Origin of the sequence: Paenibacillus sp. MCAF9, assembly GCF_052114265.1 — a bacterium.
Taxonomy (GTDB): domain Bacteria; phylum Bacillota; class Bacilli; order Paenibacillales; family Paenibacillaceae; genus Pristimantibacillus.
In genome coordinates this window covers 224665-243441 of record NZ_JBFREL010000006.1, presented here as the reverse complement: position 1 = coordinate 243441, position 18777 = coordinate 224665, and the positions used below count along the sequence as shown (strand labels likewise).

The 18777-nt window shown below is 44.5% G+C and carries 17 protein-coding genes, 1 tRNA gene and 1 pseudogene; 12 read left to right on the top strand and 7 right to left on the bottom strand.

All coding sequences use genetic code 11. The annotated features are described in order from the left end of the window. The first annotated feature begins 222 nt into the window (after positions 1-222). The 7 genes from AB4Z45_RS13370 to AB4Z45_RS13340 all read left to right on the top strand — a co-directional run bounded on the left by AB4Z45_RS13370 (position 223) and on the right by AB4Z45_RS13340 (position 7032). Positions 223-1590: an N-acyl-D-glucosamine 2-epimerase gene (locus tag AB4Z45_RS13370; protein WP_441909797.1), complete on the top strand. Its 1368-nt coding sequence runs from the start codon at positions 223-225 to the stop codon at positions 1588-1590. Positions 1591-1635: 45 nt separating this feature from the next. After that, positions 1636-2595, top strand: coding sequence for a Gfo/Idh/MocA family protein (locus AB4Z45_RS13365; RefSeq protein ID WP_441909796.1), 960 nt, complete (start codon positions 1636-1638; stop codon positions 2593-2595). A gap of 37 nt (positions 2596-2632) precedes the next feature. Continuing rightward, entirely contained in the window at positions 2633-3475 is an 843-nt protein-coding gene (locus AB4Z45_RS13360; RefSeq protein ID WP_441909795.1) for a sugar phosphate isomerase/epimerase family protein, read from the top strand. Between the two features lie 82 nt (positions 3476-3557). Further along, on the top strand, positions 3558-4370 hold the full coding sequence (locus tag AB4Z45_RS13355; protein WP_441909794.1) for an MBL fold metallo-hydrolase: 813 nt from the start codon (positions 3558-3560) through the stop codon (positions 4368-4370). 30 nt (positions 4371-4400) lie between these two features. Beyond that, positions 4401-5780 (top strand): ADP-ribosylglycohydrolase family protein, encoded by a 1380-nt coding sequence (locus tag AB4Z45_RS13350; protein WP_441909792.1) that lies wholly within the window; start codon positions 4401-4403, stop codon positions 5778-5780. A 136-nt stretch (positions 5781-5916) separates the two neighbouring features. Next, positions 5917-6120, top strand: coding sequence for a hypothetical protein (locus tag AB4Z45_RS13345; protein WP_441909791.1), 204 nt, complete (start codon positions 5917-5919; stop codon positions 6118-6120). A 27-nt stretch (positions 6121-6147) separates the two neighbouring features. Continuing rightward, positions 6148-7032 carry a GNAT family N-acetyltransferase gene (locus AB4Z45_RS13340; RefSeq protein WP_441909790.1) on the top strand — a complete coding sequence of 295 codons (885 nt, stop codon included), beginning with the start codon at positions 6148-6150 and terminating at the stop codon, positions 7030-7032. Between the two features lie 119 nt (positions 7033-7151). Here AB4Z45_RS13340 and AB4Z45_RS13335 read toward each other — a convergent pair. After that, a pseudogene (locus AB4Z45_RS13335) lies at positions 7152-7535 on the bottom strand (transglutaminase-like domain-containing protein); the annotation flags it as partial. A 268-nt stretch (positions 7536-7803) separates the two neighbouring features. Here AB4Z45_RS13335 and AB4Z45_RS13330 point away from each other — a divergent pair. Then, on the top strand, positions 7804-8298 hold the full coding sequence (locus AB4Z45_RS13330) for a DUF2199 domain-containing protein (protein ID WP_441909789.1): 495 nt from the start codon (positions 7804-7806) through the stop codon (positions 8296-8298). 198 nt (positions 8299-8496) lie between these two features. On the opposite strand, the gene AB4Z45_RS13325 is transcribed toward AB4Z45_RS13330, so the two are convergent. Continuing rightward, positions 8497-8580: transfer RNA gene (locus AB4Z45_RS13325), tRNA-Leu, on the bottom strand. A gap of 82 nt (positions 8581-8662) precedes the next feature. On the opposite strand from AB4Z45_RS13325, the gene AB4Z45_RS13320 reads away from it, so the two are divergent. Both AB4Z45_RS13320 and AB4Z45_RS13315 read left to right on the top strand, forming a co-directional pair. After that, positions 8663-9253: a xanthine phosphoribosyltransferase gene (locus AB4Z45_RS13320; RefSeq protein ID WP_441882835.1), complete on the top strand. Its 591-nt coding sequence runs from the start codon at positions 8663-8665 to the stop codon at positions 9251-9253. 206 nt (positions 9254-9459) lie between these two features. Beyond that, positions 9460-10365 carry a divergent polysaccharide deacetylase family protein gene (locus AB4Z45_RS13315; RefSeq protein WP_441909788.1) on the top strand — a complete coding sequence of 302 codons (906 nt, stop codon included), beginning with the start codon at positions 9460-9462 and terminating at the stop codon, positions 10363-10365. Here AB4Z45_RS13315 and AB4Z45_RS13310 read toward each other — a convergent pair. Then, entirely contained in the window at positions 10330-11031 is a 702-nt protein-coding gene (locus AB4Z45_RS13310; RefSeq protein WP_441909787.1) for an N-acetylmuramoyl-L-alanine amidase family protein, read from the bottom strand. The genes AB4Z45_RS13315 and AB4Z45_RS13310 overlap by 36 nt on opposite strands. 136 nt (positions 11032-11167) lie before the next feature. Between AB4Z45_RS13310 and AB4Z45_RS13305 the strand changes: the two genes are divergently transcribed. Beyond that, positions 11168-11362, top strand: a complete 195-nt coding sequence (locus AB4Z45_RS13305) for a YqzE family protein (protein WP_441909786.1) — start codon at positions 11168-11170, stop codon at positions 11360-11362. Here the strand turns inward: AB4Z45_RS13305 and AB4Z45_RS13300 are convergent. The 3 genes from AB4Z45_RS13300 to AB4Z45_RS13290 form a co-directional block, all read right to left on the bottom strand. Further along, positions 11353-12246 carry a hypothetical protein gene (locus AB4Z45_RS13300; RefSeq protein WP_441909785.1) on the bottom strand — a complete coding sequence of 298 codons (894 nt, stop codon included), beginning with the start codon at positions 12244-12246 and terminating at the stop codon, positions 11353-11355. The two genes, AB4Z45_RS13305 and AB4Z45_RS13300, sit on opposite strands and share 10 nt — an antisense overlap. Before the next feature lie 124 nt (positions 12247-12370). Further along, entirely contained in the window at positions 12371-13330 is a 960-nt protein-coding gene (locus tag AB4Z45_RS13295; protein WP_441909783.1) for a YqhG family protein, read from the bottom strand. Continuing rightward, positions 13327-15150 (bottom strand): DEAD/DEAH box helicase, encoded by a 1824-nt coding sequence (locus tag AB4Z45_RS13290; protein WP_441909781.1) that lies wholly within the window; start codon positions 15148-15150, stop codon positions 13327-13329. The genes AB4Z45_RS13295 and AB4Z45_RS13290 overlap by 4 nt, the downstream gene beginning before the upstream one ends. 277 nt (positions 15151-15427) lie before the next feature. On the opposite strand from AB4Z45_RS13290, the gene AB4Z45_RS13285 reads away from it, so the two are divergent. Continuing rightward, the gene (locus tag AB4Z45_RS13285; RefSeq protein WP_441909779.1) at positions 15428-17977 is read left to right on the top strand and encodes an adenosylcobalamin-dependent ribonucleoside-diphosphate reductase; all 2550 of its coding nucleotides are present in this window, start codon (positions 15428-15430) and stop codon (positions 17975-17977) included. A gap of 98 nt (positions 17978-18075) precedes the next feature. Here AB4Z45_RS13285 and AB4Z45_RS13280 read toward each other — a convergent pair whose 3' ends face one another. Beyond that, positions 18076-18633 (bottom strand): TetR/AcrR family transcriptional regulator, encoded by a 558-nt coding sequence (locus AB4Z45_RS13280; protein WP_441909777.1) that lies wholly within the window; start codon positions 18631-18633, stop codon positions 18076-18078. Between the last annotated feature and the right edge of the window lie 144 nt (positions 18634-18777).

The window sequence follows — 18777 nt, the reverse complement described above, 5'->3', positions numbered from 1 at the left end:
AAAGGATTTTTTCTCTAAATAGGTCATGAAAATTAGATTGCGAGATCTCACATCTGTCGTTGGATGATCATTTATGAGGCGTGGTCTCGTTCTACTAGAAAAGTCGAAATTGAAACGATTGGAGGATTTATTCTAAAAGTTTAAAATAAATAAAAAAATATTCCGTTATCTATTTATAGGTGGTACACTACAAGTGAAATTGGAAAAAGGAGGTATAAATGGTTGTCTACGTTGTTTAAGGACTCATTTCGCAACCAAGCCGTTTCTGGTCCTAGCATCCAAATTGATCCCTCATTTCCCTATTATCAGCAAAGGTCGCCAGAGAGTATTGTTGAAGAAATTATGCTTGCAGGGTATCAAAGCGTCCATTATTTTGTTGTAAATGAACATGTCATTCAGAAGGACTTGCTGCACGCTTTCCGTCAAAATGGAATTCCGGTGTGGGCGATGGTGATAGGAAACGGTACCTTCTCTACCGACAGGTTTCCAGAAGAATGGCCTTCTTGGCAGATGAAGCTGCTTAAGGAGCTGAATGACGGCTTCTGGCGATTGTCGCCATTTAGTGAAGGCTACGTGCAGTGGAAAAAATCAGCGATGGCTAAGCTTGTGACGGAGTATCCTTTTGACGGGATAGAAATTGCCGAGCCGTATTTTCCGGAGTGGGGCGGGATTGAGAGAGGGGTTTACGGAGATATTGGGCCGCTTGCTAGGTCGGCGTTCCGAGCACGTTACGGCGTAGATATGCCTGATTTTACAAATGCAGCTGCCCCTAACTATTACCTTCGGGATGTTCAAACCTACAACAAGTGGATCGAGTTCCGTGTAGAAGCAGTCAATGGCTTTATAAATGAAATGATAAATGGAGAAGGAGGCGTTCGCGAGGTTAGGCCAGATATCGTTGTCGCCACTTGGTCGCTTGCGATTAATGCAGGACAGGATAGCGTTGAACGACTCCGTGAAGACCAAGGCCTCGATGCTCCATCGATGATTGAAAAGGTTAAGCCCGATATCCATTTCTTGCAAACGCATTGGCCCGATTGGCTGCGCGGTGATCTGCCAGCTGATTACGTTAAAGGCTACCAGCCCTTTGTCGATCAGATCAAGGAGCGATTTCCCGAGCTGCCATTAGCCGTTCAGGCGGATATCGGTTCTGCACAGCCAATGATTAAAAGCGGGGAATGGCTGGAGACATTCAGTCAAACGGCTTTTGCGCTCGGCTATGCATCTTGGACAGCTTATGAGTATCATACAGGCGGTTATATGTATGATCATAAGCCGTTTCCCATGCTAACTGAACGGAGAAGCAGAAACGAAATTGTGATTTCATTCAACAAACGGATTGACGAACACTCGGCTATGAATGATTCCTGCTACAAGCTTTGGGATAACGGCGCTTCTATTTCTCTGATATGGGATATTATAGCGGTTGATGGAAATAGAGTTATTCTTCGTTCAGAACAGCTGCCGGCAGCTTCATTTGTGCTAGAGCTAAGTGATATTCGTGATACGCCGGAGAGATGGTTGTTTAAGGATAGACCCGCAAATGTGATTCCAAATGGTACGAGATTGTCCATTCTAGGAGTTTATTGAGCAAGAACGCAGCAATCATTACTCATGGGGAGTGAAGATGATTATATGCAAAATATTCATATTGGTTTTATAGGTACTGGCGGTATCGCGCAGCTTCATGCTGGTCAGATGCAAGCGCTGGAAGGCGTGGAAATCGTTGCAGTGGCAGACCCAAATGAACAGTCTGCTCTGCAGTTTCTATCAACATTCCATTTGACCAATACCCGTCGATACGCAGGCCATAAAGAAATGCTCGAAGAAGGCGGCTTGGATGCTGTTATTATATGCTCACCGCATACTTTGCATTTTGCCCAAGCGCTTGATGTATTGAACGCAGGCTGCCATGTCTTGATTGAGAAGCCGATGACCTGCACCTCCCAAGAAGCTGAGCAATTAATAAATGCTGCAGAGGCAAATTCGAGGCTGCTTCAGGTTTCCTACCAAAGACATTTCCAACCGGAGTTCATCTTTATTCGCCAAGCGATAGCAGATGGCGTAATTGGCAAGCTAAGCTCGATTAACGCAACGCTCTATCAGGATTGGAAACGCAGCCAAACAGGCACATGGCGACAAAATGCTGCGCTTTCTGGAGGCGGTATGCTAATGGATTCAGGCAGCCATATTATTGACGTTCTGTTATGGACAACAGGCCTTACGCCGCTTGAGGTGAAGTCGACGCTAAGCAGCCACGGTGCACCGGTGGAAATCGATTCTTTTTCGAGCATCACCTTTGAAGAGGGTGCCATTGCTGCGCTGAACATTATTGGTTATGTACCGGGCTATAAGGAGTTTTATTCCTTCTGCGGAGATTTAGGCGTGATCTATCTCGAGAATGGCAGAATTGAAATTTCAACCTATATGGATGGCGTTCTGCCAGTTCAGCTGCCAGCTCAAAGCACCAATCAGGATAAAAGCTTCATTGATGCGATTAGAGGAGAACATGAAATATTGGTGTCGGGAGAATATGCTAGGAGGGTTATTCAATTGACTGAAGCGATATATCGTTCAGCTGACTATCAAGTTTGATTTGGCACTTCTATTTTCCATGAGGAGCGTGATTGGTTTGAACGTTAGCTTGAGTATGTGGAGCGTGCATAAATATTGGTATGAGGGAAAATGGGATACCGTTGATTTTCTAGCATTTGCCTCCGAGACAGGGGTTAAGGGAGTGGAGCTGCTCAGTTGTTTTTGGAAGGATAAGGAGAAGGATATCCCATTAATTGATGAAGCGCTTCGTAAATATGGTTTGCAGGTTGCGTGCTTCAGCGCGTGCAACAACTTTGTGGTAGCAGATGATTCACAAAGGCAAGCACAATTAAAGGAAGTAACGGATGCTGTCGACGCGGCTGTTCATTTTGGAGCCAAGGTCGTTCGTGTATTCTCAGGGGATTTACCCAATGACTCCATATCGTTTGAGCAGGGAATGCAATTCGTAATTGATGGACTTCGTGCAGCGGCTGATTATGCCGAACAGAAGGGTGTAACACTATGCCTAGAAAATCACGGGTTATTTGCAGGACGCAGCGACCAGGTTATGGCTATTATCCAACAGGTTAATTCTCATGCGCTGCGAAGCACATTTGATACCGGAAATTTTCTGCTCGTTGGCCAAAGCTCTAGCGATGCGATTGATGAGCTGAATGGATATGTTGGTCATGTGCATGTTAAGGACTTTTTACCAGTGCCGGAAGGTACGGCTGGCGGCGTCACTCGGGCTTTAACGGGGGAACTGTTTTTAGGGAAAATTGCTGGAGAAGGCGCTGTCGATTTGAAGTATATTTTCGGCGAGCTGAAAAAATCAGGTTTTGACGGGTGGCTTACCGTAGAGTTTGAAGGCGAAGAGGAGCCTAAGCTTGGCTCTATTGAAGCGGTTAATCATGTAACACGAATAGTGGCAGGCCTTTAAGAAAGCATTAAATGATAAAGGATAGTTAGTTGATTCTGTGTCTACGACCAAAACTTAAGAACGATTTGGAAGGAGATATATCGTGAAGGTGCATTTTCTTGGCACTGCTGCTGCGGAAGGTTTTCCTGCGATGTTTTGTCGTTGTGTGCACTGCTTGAAGGCAAGAGAGCTTGGCGGTAAAAATGTGAGAACACGGAGCTCCGTCCTTATTGATGGCGTGTTGAAGGTTGATTTTCCGCCAGATACGCTTCATCATGTTTTGACGGGCGGCATCGATCTCGGTCTTGTGAAGGATTTGTTCATCACGCACACGCATCTGGATCATCTTCGTGCAGAGGATTTGGAGCTGCGGATGCCTGTTTATGCTCATGGATTGGATGCGCCGTTGCATGTTTACGGCCACGATGCAGTCATTCGCAAATGCCGGGATGCTGTTGGCAGACCAGATGCGGAGCGGTTGGTGCTGCGAAAAATAGATCCGTTCGAAACCGTCGATACCGGAGATGCCAAGGTGACGGCGCTGCCGGCTAATCATGATCCCGATGAAACCTGTTTGCTCTTTCTAATCGAAAAGGATGGAAAGCGCATCTTTTATGGACACGATACCGGGCTTCTTCCTGAAGAAACTTGGCGATGGCTGGAACAGACGAAATTGGACCTCGCCATATTGGATTGTACGAACGGCCATCTGCCGTTTACAGGCGGCCATCTCAACATCGCAGCCGTTCTTGATATTAGGAATCGGTTACGCAGCAATGGGATATTCAGCCGGGAAAGCAAGGTTGTGGTCACACATTTCTCTCACAATATAGGACTGCTGCACGATGATCTTACGCAGTTTTTTGATCAAGAGGATATCATAGCAGCTTTTGACGGTATGCTTTTGCAGCTATAATACGGTTCCTGAAAGGAGTGAATGCCGTTCATGAAAGCCTCCGAGCAGTATTACTTGCAATACAGCCATCATGTTGAAATTGAAAGGCAGCAGGCAATGGACGAGGGGAAACAGATCAGCGCAGAATTGGCTGCTACGTATGAGAAGCTGGCTTCCATGCCGTGGAATGACCCGCAACGTGAACAAATGGCTGCGGCTTATATAGACGAAATGGGAGAGCTGCCTTTAAGAGCTGACTTCCCGTTTGTTGAGCCCTCTAACCAGCCGGAAATCGTAGCGGAACGACCAGTTGCCGAATTCCCGGTGAATCAACCTGCTCTATATGAAGATTTAGCGGATAAAATGTATGGTGCATGGCTCGGTCGATCCGCAGGCTGCTTATTGGGGCAGCCGATCGAAGGGTGGAGAAAGGAACGTATTACAGGCTTGTTAAAGGAAACAAACAATCTTCCAGTTCATTATTATATTTCATCCGAAATGGATCCGGAAATTGCGGAGAAGTACGGCGTCATCAACGAGGGCGGGTCGTATGGAAACGAGCTCGTAAGCTGGATTAATAATGTGAAGCATATGGTCGAGGACGACGATATGAACTATACGATCATCAGCCTTGCTGTATTAGAAAAATTCGGCTATGACTTCTCTCCCGACGATGTAGCAGAAACATGGCTTAACCTGTTGCCTTTGCTGCGCACCTGTACTGCAGAACGCATTGCATACCGGAATCTCGTTAATCGCTTAGATCCACCACTCTCAGCTACATATCGCAATGTCTATAGAGAGTGGATTGGCGCTCAAATTCGAGTTGATTTGTATGGCTACATTAATCCTGGGAATCCAGCGAAAGCCGCTGAAATGGCTTGGAGAGACGCTTCGATCTCACATGTAAAAAATGGTATCTACGGCGCTATGTGGACAGCAGCTATGCTGGCCATGGCTGCCGTGACGGACAACAGGCAGGATGTGATCAGAGCCGGTCTCGGTCAAATTCCTGCCAATTGCCGGCTTGCTGACGATATTCGGACGGTGTTACGCTGGTACGAGGAGCAGGTGGCCTTTGATTCAGTAGTAGAGCGTATCCACCATAAATATGATGAAAGCAATGCACATCATTGGTGCCATACGATCTCTAATGCGATGATTGTGGCGGCGTCTCTGCTGTATGGTGAAGGTGACCTGGAAGCAACAATAGGTCTAGCAATTATTTCGGGCTTTGATACTGATTGCAATGCGGCTACCGCAGGTTCTATTGTAGGTATGCAAAAAGGTGCGAGCCAACTACCCGAGAAATGGGTGAAGCCGTTAAACGATAAAATTCGTTCCGGCGTAGATGGCTTCGGAATCGTGCCTCTATCTCATTTGGCAGAGCGAACGGTGAAGTTGATTGCAAATAATCCTTATTTGAAATGATGGGGTTGCTACAATTTGAAAGCGATACAAATACAATAAACCCAATACCGCCAAGGTGTTGGGTTTATTGTATACTGGGAGAAAAGGGTAATCATTTTATCTTATAAAAACAGCTAGATATGGAGGAGATTATTCGATGCGTTATGAAGTTAAACTGAATGCGATAGAACAGAAATGGGATATTGTAGCTGGCCGAAAAGAGATCATAAAAGGAATGACGGATAAAATTTTTGCTGAGAAAATTGCTGAAGAATTAAATAAAGCCTATGATCAAGGCAGTGCTGATAGAGAGAATGTAGATAAGAAAATCAATGACAGCATAAATAAATTATTTTTTTAATACTAAAACAGAATCGAGGTGTAAGAATTGAACCAGATTATTATACAAAAATATGATCCTCAAAGAGATAAAGCTCAAATCGAACGTATGCTGCTTAACTACAATCATCTATTGAATATATTTTATAATGATGAAAAAGGAAACAAAGATAATATTTTGGTTGCACTCAATAATACTACAACCATTGGGTTTCTTTCATTTAATGGTTTCGGCAGAAAACCTCAGGCCATATTATATGTGAACAAAGAGTATGAAGCAGCGGATGTCGGCTCAATGCTAATACAAGAATATGAAAAAATGCTTATTCCAAATGAAAAAGTAGAGCATACCCTATTTACGTGTTCTCATCTTGACACTGATTTAATTAGTCTTTTGGACAATAATGGATACAGATTATATATATCCTCATACATTATGGAGCGTAAGGGTGAATCATTCCCTTCAGACAACATCATAGTTAGAAATTATGAAGAGAAAGATTATTTTGAATGGGATAGAATTTGCGAATTAGCTTTCTATCATATGCGACAGCGTATAGGATTGTATCCTTCGTTTTTTTATAAACCTGTGGAATGGGAACGCGAGCAGTTTGCCCAAAATAAAAATAATATGTTTGTAATGATAGTTGATAATACTATAGTAGCAATAGGAAAAATTGAAGGAAATAAAATATGTACCGTTGCTATTTCCATAGAACATCAATCACGTGGTTATGGAAGACTTTTTGTGAAATACCTGGTTAATGAAATCATCAGCAGAGGTGAAGAAAAGGTAATCCTTGACGTTGCAAAAGGTAATTTTGCGAAAACATTATATGAAAGCCTTGGGTTTGAAGAAACGGCGCTTTACGACCACTATATTAAATATTTTAGACCGGATACAAGACTAAGTGCTCCACCCGACGATTATTAAACAATACTTATGGATGCTGAAAAGTGCCTCGAAATGAATCTAAAGCTCAGAAGGCAATCCATTCAAATACATATGAATAGCGTTTGTACATTGTTTAAGTACTTGAATCGTTTTAGAGTCAGGCTGTTGATATAAGCGGCATTAAGAGCATGAATGCAGTATCCTGTGTCGGGTGTATCCCCAATTGTAAGTCGTTGATAACAAAATCCTGTTGGAATCCCTTTGCTTCTTAACAGTGCAGATAATAAATTTGATTTGGCGTAGCAAATACCTTCTTTATAAAATAGGACATCTGAAGCGCTACATGTTATCTGATTGCTTTGAATGTCCCAAGAGTGCGCTATTTGATTTCGAACAAATTCGTATGCATTTTTTATAAAATCGACTTCGTTAGAAGATCTAGAAAATAATCCATCTGATAAATTGTTGATTGTCGGGTGACTGAAATCGATGTCTTCTGTTTCCTCCAAATAATCTTCTATATTATCCGACTCACACGATATGTTCGTAGCATAATGCCTCCAGTTATTAGTTTATTCTTGGGAATTATTATGCATTTAAATGAATTAATATACAACATTTAATTTCGTTCAACCGTTGTTGACCTAGTAGTTTTTATATCTGAATAATGAAATGCAATATGGTACAATAGAACGGATTATTATTGAGAAAATGCAATTATATACGGTAGAATATAGAAGTAAAGTGCTTTAAGAATTAACATAATTTGGTGGTTATAAAAATATTAGAAAACAGGCAGGAGTAGAAACGATGAAATGCCCTCATTGCAACAACGAATTAAGTGAAGTCCCTTTATGTTACGGAATTGAAGCACCAGACTATTTTTACAAGGTGCCAGAAGAGCAAAGAACAGAGTTAATTAGAGATTTTTGCGTAATTGATGAACAATTTTTTTATATTAGGGGACACATTGAAATACCAATTATTGATTGTCATGAAAAATTTATATGGAGTGTTTGGGTTTCACTTAGTGGCGAAAATTTTTTGAAATCCAATGAATTATTGAATGTACAAGGGAGAGAAAACGAACAACCATATTTTGGCTGGTTGTCGACGGAACTTTCAATATATCCAATATCTACACTGTCGTTGAAAACAATGGTACATACACAAGAAGTAGGCGCTGTTCCATTAATAGAACTAGAACAGACTGATCATCCACTTGCAGTTGAACAAAGAGAAGGAATTACAATGGAGAGAGTAATAGAGATTGCTCATTTAACAAATCACCACATGAACGATTGAATAGCTAATGAAAACTGACTTTTATGAACATCTATTTTCAATTGAAATGGGTGAATTGCAAAATTACGCAACAAAAAACCACTTCGTTATCATGAATTAAGTATCATGATAACGAAGTGGTTTAAATTTACAAAATGTTGTCTCATATTGACCACTAGATTAAACATCGTCTAAAATAGTCTATAAACCCAATAAGGATGCGGTCGAGAGGACTCGAACCTCCACGGCTGTTACACCACTAGAACCTGAATCTAGCGCGTCTGCCAATTCCGCCACGACCGCAAAACATGTTTTAACAAGAAATATCGTATCATGAGCAAGCTGGAATAGTCAACAATATTTTATAAAAATGGGGGAAAATGCTGTGGAACAGTTAGAGCAAAAAATCATGCAAGAAGGAATCGTCCTCAATGACAATGTATTGAAGGTGGATTCATTCTTAAACCATCAAGTAGATCCGCAGCTTATGCTTGCCATAGGTAAAACGTTCACTTCCCTATTCGAGGCGCAAGGAATTACGAAGGTGCTCACACTGGAGTCTTCAGGCATTGCACCTGCGGTTATGGCCGCTCTGCAAATGAACGTGCCGTTAATATTTGCGCGTAAACGCAAGTCGCTGACACTTAAAGATGATCTCTATACCGAGAAAATCTATTCCTTTACGAAGCAAGAGGAAAGTGAAGTTACTGTTTCACGCAAGTTTTTGGCAGCTGAAGATCGTGTCCTCATTATAGATGACTTCCTAGCGAACGGCGATGCAGCGCTTGGTCTGGCTCGAATTGTTGAGCAAGCGGGTGCTTCGGTAGCCGGAATCGGTATCGTGATCGAGAAGGCGTTCCAGCCAGGACGTGAAAAGCTCATCGAGCATGGTTATCTTGTACATTCATTGGCAAGAGTGGCATCATTAGCAGGCGGAAAAGTAACATTTGCACCACATCCAGTCGCTCACGCTTAAACAACAAGTTGTATATAACTAAATTGCTCACAGAAATTTAAGTTCGAATAAATTATAAATAGGAATCAATGACAAGAGAGGCCTAAATCAGGTCTCTTTTTTTATATTTAGAAGTTAGGTTTATTCTTCTGATATTATGCTGCATTCGCATATTTTCCAGCATTTTCACAAACAATAACAGCAAACGGTGAAAGGTGCGTGCAGCAATGAGCAGACAGCATAATGTAATTGAAGAAAAAGAAAGACAGAAATTTTGTGAAATGAGATGGTTATCGGTTGCTAAGACAGCTGCGGCAGTCATGTTGTTGAGTACATTTTCAGCTGCTATTAGCCCGCTCAGCTATAATCATGTTTCTGCTCAGAGTTCAGCTAAAGGGATAAGTGCGGCTGAGCAGGTGGATGAACGGAAGCCAGTGGCAATCGTAATTGACGATTTTGGCAATAACATGAGCGGAACTGAGGAAATGATGAAGCTTCCAGTCAAAATTACAGCGGCGATTATGCCTTTTATGCCAACGACTAAGAAGGATGCAGAGGAAGCGTATAGGCTTGGCCATGATGTCATTGTTCATATGCCGATGGAACCGAACAAAGGGCTAAAAAGCTGGTTAGGCCCTGGAGCGCTCACAACTGATTTAAGCGATGCAGAGGTGCGCAAACGGGTAGAGGATGCCATTGACGATGTGCCTCATGCCATTGGGATGAATAATCATATGGGCTCAAAGGTGACAGCAGATGAGCGAATGATGCGAATTGTGCTCAGCGTATGCAAGGAGCGGGGGCTCTTTTTTCTAGATAGCCGGACCACCTTCAAAACGGTTGTTCCCAAATTAGCCAAAGAGCTGGGCGTGCCGACAGTCTCCAATGATGTATTTCTTGATGACGTTTATACTGTTCAACATATATCCAAGCAAATCGGCGTGCTGCGCAAGCATCTGGAGTCACATGACAGCTGCATCACGATCGGACATGTTGGAGCACCTGGGAAATACACATCCTCGGTTCTACATCAGTCCATACCTGCGATGCAGCCTACTGTGAGATTCGTGAAGCTGACTGCGCTTATTGGCGGTGAATCAATGAACGATCCACTTGTATTGCCTAATCCCTGAGGCGATGGCTTCAGCAACTTCTTGCTGACGCTGCGGATCTGTCAGCATTGTACGATCATGCTCGCTGCTTATAAAGCCCATTTCTACAATTACAGCAGGGTCCTGCACCCTTCTAAGTAAATAAAACGGTTTTCCTTCCCTTGGGAGGAAAGCCGTATTTTGTTGTCGATTAAGCGCATCTTGTATGCAAAATGCAAGCAATGAGCTTTCACCGCTGCTCTGATGCAGCACCAGAGGGCCTTTCTGCATACTTTTCTTTGACCAATTGACATGCAAACTAATGAGCAGTTCACTTTCAATTTCATCGGTTAGTTGACGGCGCTGCGATAAATCTTTACGATGTCTCGAACGTGTATTATGCCAACGATTATCGTCACTGAGTGCATAGTCGCCGGTTCGATTGAGTACAGCCGGTATGTTTTGGCTTCGCAATATGAAATACAGCTTTCGCGCAACAGCTAAATTAATGTCCTTTTCTAAAATATCAGCTGATGAGGCTCCCCCGTCAATCCCGCCATGTCCAGCATCGATGATGACTACAGTTGACGGAAGCGCCCAGTCCTGATTGTAGCCTACCGGCAAAAGAGGCCATGCAAAAGCGCTGGATGAGCTGCTGGAAGCAGCCAGCCATACTACAACAAAGGTTAGTGCCATTTTACGAAACATGCTGATTGTTCCTCCAGATTTCTTTGACATACGGTTAGCGTGGCTGTTTGGAGGGAAACTCATGCATGTTTAGATTGGATGGTTAAGGGGCAAACTTAAATTATTAATTCATACGGTATTGAAAGGACTGATTAGCATGGCAAAAGGCGATGAATACGTAAAATTTATGACCGAAAAATTTATAAATTATGTGGAGACACCAAGAGAAGAACGGAAACAAACCAACGTATTAGCCAAATCTCGGAGAGAGCCTTGGCTGACGCGTTGGTTCGGATGGGGACCAGTGAGTGTAATGTTATGGTGGCGCGGACGCGCTGAGCGTCATCGGTAAAAGTGACCAAGCTCGATTAAAAGCTGAAGTGGAATATAGCGGCGATCAGAACCATCCTCGCTTGCTTCAAGCGCGACATAGATTTGACCGTTATCCCATTTGTTATATCCGACGACAGACCAGACATATAACATCTGGCCATCAAACAGCTCAGCAGTAAAGCGGAGCTGTTCTTTGTTGTTTATTTTCGCAAAGAGAGGTGTGTAAGAATTAGAGCTTAATGTGATGGGTTTATTCGTTAGCCAGGGAAGCTTATCGAATGGATTAAATGACGGCAGCGAGACTTGTTTAATAAGGACTGCTTTCTGAGTGTTAAGTAATGGAGCCGCTTTATCAAGCTTAGTTGCGGCAGCATTTGTCCAATCTTCCTTCTTGGCAGGGAGCGATTCACCGCTGACAGCATCTGCATAGTACGTTTCTTTCTCTGTCGTTATTTTCCATGCGGCAAGGAGAGGGTGAACATATATTCTTTCGATTTGGTTTGCAGGCTTTAAAAGCTCCAGCTGCTTAATCGCTCTAGAAAGGGTGCTTTCATCGAATAATGGATGATTGTTTGTTCCGTATTCACCTAGCTGATATCCACCTGACTCCACCGCATTAATGACAAGATAACCGACAGTATTTTTATTTTGCATGACAAGCACAAGCCAGCTATGCGTTCCAGGACCAATTGGAGAAACAATAAGCGTCGACTTTTTCCATGCGGCAAAAGAAGGCTGTACAGCCAGTTCTTCAACCCAGCGCTGCGCTTGCTGCTGAACAGGCTCATAAACGGTTGTAGGATTAGAAACGGCCGCAGCAGCTTGTGGCTGCAATCCTCCTGCATACAATACAATAGCGGTCAAAACACATGCCGCTGTAAGCTTGATGAATTTTTTTGGCATAATTAATCACCTCCATATCATTGTATAGGACAAGCTTTAAGAAGGCTGTTGCAACCTGTCGCGTAAGGGCGGCCTTGTGACCGCCTTTTTTTGACGTATTGCTGCGGATAACGTCAGATCCATGTCAATCGATACCCTCGAGATGAAAGATGCCGCAGTTAATGGCGGACGCAGTCACCCTAGGCTCATATTGCCATCTGATTTCGGATTGACGCTGAGCGAATTGCTCCTCAATCGCTGGTTTGTTTTCTTCGATTGCATTCTTAACAAGCGGCTCGTAGTAGCCGTTAATTCGATCAAGCTCTTCCTTCAACCTTGCTGATGCACTCTCAGCCCAGCTGTAATCATAGCTGCGAAGCTTGCGCTCCAGCGTTTGCTCTATGATGCTAAGCGCTTTATTGAAGGAGAGGCCATTTTTGGTGATGTGAATATTTGCAGGCAGGCGAGGCGTAAGCTTGTGCGTAAGCAAGCGATCGTAGAAATGCTCCACGCATTGGCCAGTCGCGAGCGAGACACCGTAGCTATGAATTTCTTCGCGCTTGCGATCACAAGCGAACTCTACCCGCATATTGACAGACAGCCATGCGGTGTAAGGGGTCGAGGTAAAGGGATTGTTCGAGCGTTTGTCTGGCTCCTGAAACAAATGGACGAAGCTGCCCTTAGCTTTTGCAGCATCAAATATTTGCTCGAGCTTGCGTGCGCCAAAAAACAAGTCTTCACGCGGAATGCGAACGGGTGCCGCTAAGCTGCCGTGAATAAAGCCTAGCGAACGCCCAAGAGCGGCATTCGCTGCTGTATCTTGCACGTTCAGCGCAGCATCCTGTTCGGTGTTCACGACTTCAATTTTTTTGAGCTCCTCGGCAGCGTCATATTTGTTCTTGTCCGTTACAAACAAGAATGTCATCGTCTCTGGTTCTGCGTCAACACGATCGACGAAGCTCCAGTAGTAGGGACGATTCGTAAGTTCACGGTCGGCGTGAGGAGAGAGCTTCACCGTGAAATGGCTTGGTGACTTTTCTAAAATCGAGCATTCGGTAGCTTCTAAATAGCGGTTTACAAATTTGTGCACCTGTTTTTCGTTCAAGGCTGCACCTCCACGGTTTGTCCAAGCGTATCCAAATTCACTAGCAGGTCGGGACTTGTCGGCAGCGGGTTTTCGCCTGTCAGCACCTCTTCGCGAATGCGGCTGAGGGAGGAGCCCAAATGATTGATTTTTTGTTTTAAATCCGTATCGTTGCCCGATTCTAGCAGCATTCGAGCAAGCCGCTGCTCCAGCGAGCCATCCCCTTTCTCAAAGCGCTCCAAAATATGATCCAGCTCGCCAATAACAAGCTCGAACAGGTTTATTTTTTCATGCAATAGGTTGACGATATGCTCTTCAATGGTACCGATTGTGCACAGATTGTAGATTTTTACGTCTTCCTTTTGCCCAAGGCGATGCACCCGTCCAATGCGTTGTTCGACTCTCATTGGATTCCAGGGCAGATCGAAATTAATCATGTGGTGGCAAAATTGCAGGTTTATCCCTTCGCCGCCAGCTTCCGTTGCGATGAGGATTTGCGCGCGCCCGCGGAATAAATCCATCATCCAATCCTTTTTGCCGCGGTTCATACCGCCGCGATAAGGGACGGCAATCATATTTTGAGCGCGGAAAAACTGCAGCAAATATTCCTGAGTAGCCCTGTATTCAGTGAAAATGATAACCTTGTCGTCCATTTCTTTGACAAGCTCCATCGCTTTCTCTGCTTTGGTATTGGCTTTGATATTACGAATTTTCTCTACAAGCTCCCATATTTTTGGACGCATAGGGGAGTCTTCGGACGTTTTCTTAAATAGATTAACAAGCGTTAGAAAAACCGCATCGCGACTGCTGCATACTTCACGCTGAAGGGTAACGAGTGAGAGCATGCTCGATAAATCGCCGCCGCTTTCTTCATACCGTTCCTTAACGAAGCCCGTCACCGCGTCGTATAGCGCTTTCTCTTCTTCTGAGAGAGTAAGCGGTATATTTTTGACAAAACGTTTCGTGAAATGAATGCCGCCGTCCCCGCGCCGATTCCGAATCATGACGCCGGAGAGTGCTTCCTGCAGCTGATCTTCGTTTTTCGGAAGCCGCTTGTCGACAACAAAGTTTGCTGCAAATTCACTTTGACCGCCCAGCTGACCAGGCTTGAGAAGCGTAATGAGATTGAACAGCTCGTCCATATCGTTTTGGATTGGGGTAGCCGTAAGGAGCAAGCAATATTTTTTACGTAAAAGATTAGCAAACTGATAGTTCGTCGTTTTCTTGTTTTTCAGCTTATGTGCTTCATCGATGATGATGATGTCATAATCTGTTCCAAGCACAATCTCGCGATGCGGATCACGCTTAGCGGTATCAATAGAAGCGACAACTACATCATAACCCCATGTATGCTCCTTCTTCTGGGCTACGGCAGAGATGCCGAATTTCTGATTAAGCTCACGCACCCATTGAAGAACAAGGGAAGCGGGGACAAGAATGAGAATACGCTTAGCTAAACCGCGCACAATATATTCTTTGAGCACGAGTCCTGCTTCGATCGTTTTGCCAAGTCCAACCTCATCGGCCAAAATCGCACGGCCGCCCATCTCATGCACCACTTTGCGCGCTGTGCTGATTTGATGTGCCATTGGCTCGAAGGCTGGAAGAGATCGCAAGCATAACAATTCTTCGAAGCTTTCAATTCGTTTCGCTTGCTCGGCCTCCATAGCGAGCTGATATAACGTCCAATCATCCCATGGGCCGCCTTTTGTTAAACGGTTTTGCAGTTCTTCAAACCAAGAGCGGTCATGCTGCAGCTCAACTAAAGGATGAAGCTTGCGAGAAGTAAAGGCAGTGCCTGCTTCACCTGAGGCAGCCTGCGGCGTCGTCTGAAATGTCATCTAGTACAGCTCCTTCCGCAGTAAAAGGGATAAGTTGTTATTAGTATTGCCTTTTCATCTAATATTAATAAGATGCTGCTTAAAAAAGAGGATGGACTAGCAATATAACGAGAGTGGGCATGTAAGCGGACAGGTTTGCTAAATTTCGCCACAAACGAGCATGAAAATCAATATGTAGTATAGTATAATGGTTTTATGACACAATATATTGTGCTAAAAGCATATCTGATCTTACCTATGCCTTCAGCACGTTAGTATGAGGGAGGAAGCAGCTGCGATGGAGATGTCTGGTGGAAATCGGCTTGAGGGCCTTAGTGAAAAAATCTTTTTGGATCGATATGCATGGAAAAATGCAGATACGAGTAAAACGGCGATCGGCGATATCGTGCTTGTTCTAACGAAGGATGATCCGAAATTCCCTGTCAAGGAAGTCGGAGAAGTTATCGGCCGCGATGGCAGCCAGGTTACCGTAAAGCTTAGAAACGGCGAGCTTGTGGAGTCTACAACAGAGAAACTTACGCTTACGATTGAGAAAACGCCTGAGGAAATGTGGGATCGTCTTGCAGATGCGATGGCATCCGTTGAAGATGGATCAGAGAAGCAAAAGGAATGGCGGGACAAATTCAGATATTTATTAGATGATTGGAAGCTGGTTCCGGGCGGGAGAATTGCAGCGGGGGCTGGAGCTAGTGAAGAGCTGACGCTATTTAATTGTTATGTCATCCCCTCGCCAAAGGATAGCCGCGGAGGCATCATGACAACGCTCACGGAGATGACTGAAATTATGGCGCGAGGCGGCGGCGTTGGGATGAATTTATCTTCGCTGCGACCTCGAAGAGCGATAGTTGCAGGCGTTAATGGTTCATCGAGCGGCGCTGTATCATGGGGTGGGCTGTTCAGCTATGCAACGGGACTTATTGAGCAGGGCGGCAGCCGCCGAGGCGCCTTGATGCTTATGATCAATGATTGGCACCCGGACGTATTAGAGTTTATTACGGTCAAACAAACGATGGGGCAAGTGACAAATGCCAATCTGTCGGTTTGTATCAGCAATGCTTTTATGCGGGCTGTAAAGGAAGATTTGGAATGGGAGCTCGTATTTCCAGATACCAAAGATATAGAGTATAACGAGCTATGGACCGGCGATCTGGATGCATGGCGCAAGCTTGGCAAAAAGGTTATCCCCTACAAAACGATGCGCGCTCGTGAAATATGGCAAGCGATTATTGAATCCGCATGGAAGTCAGCCGAGCCTGGCGTTGTCTTTATGGAGTATTATAATCAAATGTCGAACAGCTGGTATTTCAATCCCATTATTAGTACGAACCCTTGCGGTGAACAAGGCTTGCCGGGCTGGGGCGTCTGTAACTTGTCAGCTGTAAACCTATCGAAGTTTTATGATGAAGAGCAGCATGACGTTGCTTGGGATGAACTTGCTAAAGTTACACGCTGGTCTGTAAGGTTTCTTGATAATGTCATCGACAAAACACCCTATCATTTTGAAGAAAATGAGCGCAATCAGAAGCTTGAGCGGCGTATCGGGCTCGGAACGATGGGACTAGCTGAGCTTATGATTAAGCTGCGTATCCGATATGGCAGTGCAGAGTCGTTGGTTTTTCTAGATAAGCTGTATGGATTTATGGCTAGGGAGTCTTATTTGGCGTCATCGGAAATCGCTGCTGAGAAAGGTTCATTCCAAGCGTTTGAAGCTGATAAATATGTACAGAGCGGATTTATGAAGCAATTGATAGCCGAATTTCCGGAGATTGGCGACAGTGTGGCTTTGAACGGCATGCGAAATGTGACGGTCATTACACAAGCGCCAACAGGAAGCACGGGAACAATGGTCGGGACGTCTACGGGAATCGAGCCTTATTTTGCCTTCGAATACTATCGTCAGAGCCGTCTCGGTTTTGACAAACAAGATGTTCCGATTGCAGCGTCTTGGAAGGCGTCTCATCCGGGGGAGGAGCTACCAGATTATTTTGTAACCTCGATGAGCTTGTCGGCTGAGGATCATATTCGGGTACAGGCGGCTATCCAGCGCTGGGTGGACAGCTCGATTTCCAAAACGGCGAATTGCCCGGCAGATTTCACAGTGGAGGAAACGGGCAGATTGTATGAGCTTGCTTTTGAGCTCGGCTGCAAGGGCGTGACGATTTACCGAGATGGCAGTCGTGATGTTCAAGTTCTCTCAACGTCGTCTAAAGAAGAGAAAACGGAAGTACCATTTGACGCGGATTTGGTGGAAGCCGTTGTCCGAACAGCCGTGCAACCTGAGCAGGAGCTGGATAAGCAGTACAAACGCAGACCGCAGGTGCTGCGGGGAGCGACCTATAAGGTGAACACACCATTTGGCATGGCTTATATTACGATAAATGATCTGAATGGCACACCAGCAGAAATTTTCTTGAATGTAGGCAAGGCAGGTTCGGATGTGTTTGCGATGGCTGAAGCATTAGGGCGTGTATGTTCGTTATTTCTGCGCTATGGCGATCATGGAAACAAGGTAAAGCTGCTCGTCAAGCATTTGAAAGGGATTGGCGGATCGGGGGCGATCGGATTCGGAGTCAACCGAGTGGAGTCCATTGCGGATGCCGTTGCAAAATCGCTTGAGATTCATATGGAGAATGGGACGGAGCAGGAGACTGCAGCGAAAATAGTTCAAAGAGAAGAAGCAGCAGCGTCTGCGGATTATACGGCAATCTCCAAATCTTCTGTAGACACTTCTTCCGTAGATTTGTGCCCCTCTTGCGGTTCGGCAGCGCTTATTAATATAGAAGGCTGCAAGCAGTGTACGCAGTGCGGTTTTAGCAAGTGTAATTGATAGGGTGTTGAAATGAATTGGGCAAGCAAAAAAGAGAACCTCGTGACCGCGTGGTTCTCTTTTTTATTTTGTGTAGTCTTTCCAATAATGCAAAAGAGTTAGGCTGGCTCTGGAAAGATATGACGCTCAAGCAGCGTCCACAATTGTTCGACGATATCTTCAGCAGGATAGGGCATGGAGTGAATGATCCACCATTCCAGCAGTCCAATTGCCGCTGAAGCCAGAAATTGCACCATAATCTCCTTGTTCATATCCTGATTGATGCCGCTCATATCAATATGATCCTCAATACCTTGCTGCATGCATTCCATCAGTCGGTTTCTAAACGTAGGAACACCTTTGCTCGTTAACAGCGTCGTATAGATGAATGCATGCTGCTCTAAATACTTGAATGTTCGAAGTAATAATGTTTTGGCAGACGATGGGGTTATGTCTTCAGCAGGCATGCAGCTCTCAAACAATTGTGTTAAATAAACCTCAATACATTGATTCAGCAGATCAAACTTGTCAACGTAATGCAAATAAACAGTACCTCGGTTTACATTGGAACGTTCCGCAATTTCGTTAATGGTTACTTGCTCAAAATTTTTCTCTGCAATTAGCTCGACAAAAGCCTTCATGATGGCTTCTTTTGTTTTGAGTACTCGTCTATCCAAAGTGTGACTCCTTTTGAGCGGTTTTAGACATTTGCTCTCGATCTGTTGATTAATCAACACTTTCGCTGATTTTACCGATTGAAGAGCAGCATCTGCGCTGATATGATCATTATATTGAACAGATGTTGTTTAATCAACGAATGT

Coding starts and splice junctions, on each gene's coding strand:
- AB4Z45_RS13290 (WP_441909781.1), bottom strand. CDS start 15,150: ATGACATTTCAGACGACGCCGCAGGCTGCCTCAGGTGAAGCAGGCACT.
- AB4Z45_RS13330 (WP_441909789.1), top strand. CDS start 7,804: ATGAAATGCCCTCATTGCAACAACGAATTAAGTGAAGTCCCTTTATGT.
- AB4Z45_RS13350 (WP_441909792.1), top strand. CDS start 4,401: ATGAAAGCCTCCGAGCAGTATTACTTGCAATACAGCCATCATGTTGAA.
- AB4Z45_RS13285 (WP_441909779.1), top strand. CDS start 15,428: ATGGAGATGTCTGGTGGAAATCGGCTTGAGGGCCTTAGTGAAAAAATC.
- AB4Z45_RS13300 (WP_441909785.1), bottom strand. CDS start 12,246: ATGCCAAAAAAATTCATCAAGCTTACAGCGGCATGTGTTTTGACCGCT.
- AB4Z45_RS13345 (WP_441909791.1), top strand. CDS start 5,917: ATGCGTTATGAAGTTAAACTGAATGCGATAGAACAGAAATGGGATATT.
- AB4Z45_RS13310 (WP_441909787.1), bottom strand. CDS start 11,031: ATGTTTCGTAAAATGGCACTAACCTTTGTTGTAGTATGGCTGGCTGCT.
- AB4Z45_RS13365 (WP_441909796.1), top strand. CDS start 1,636: ATGCAAAATATTCATATTGGTTTTATAGGTACTGGCGGTATCGCGCAG.
- AB4Z45_RS13315 (WP_441909788.1), top strand. CDS start 9,460: ATGAGCAGACAGCATAATGTAATTGAAGAAAAAGAAAGACAGAAATTT.
- AB4Z45_RS13305 (WP_441909786.1), top strand. CDS start 11,168: ATGGCAAAAGGCGATGAATACGTAAAATTTATGACCGAAAAATTTATA.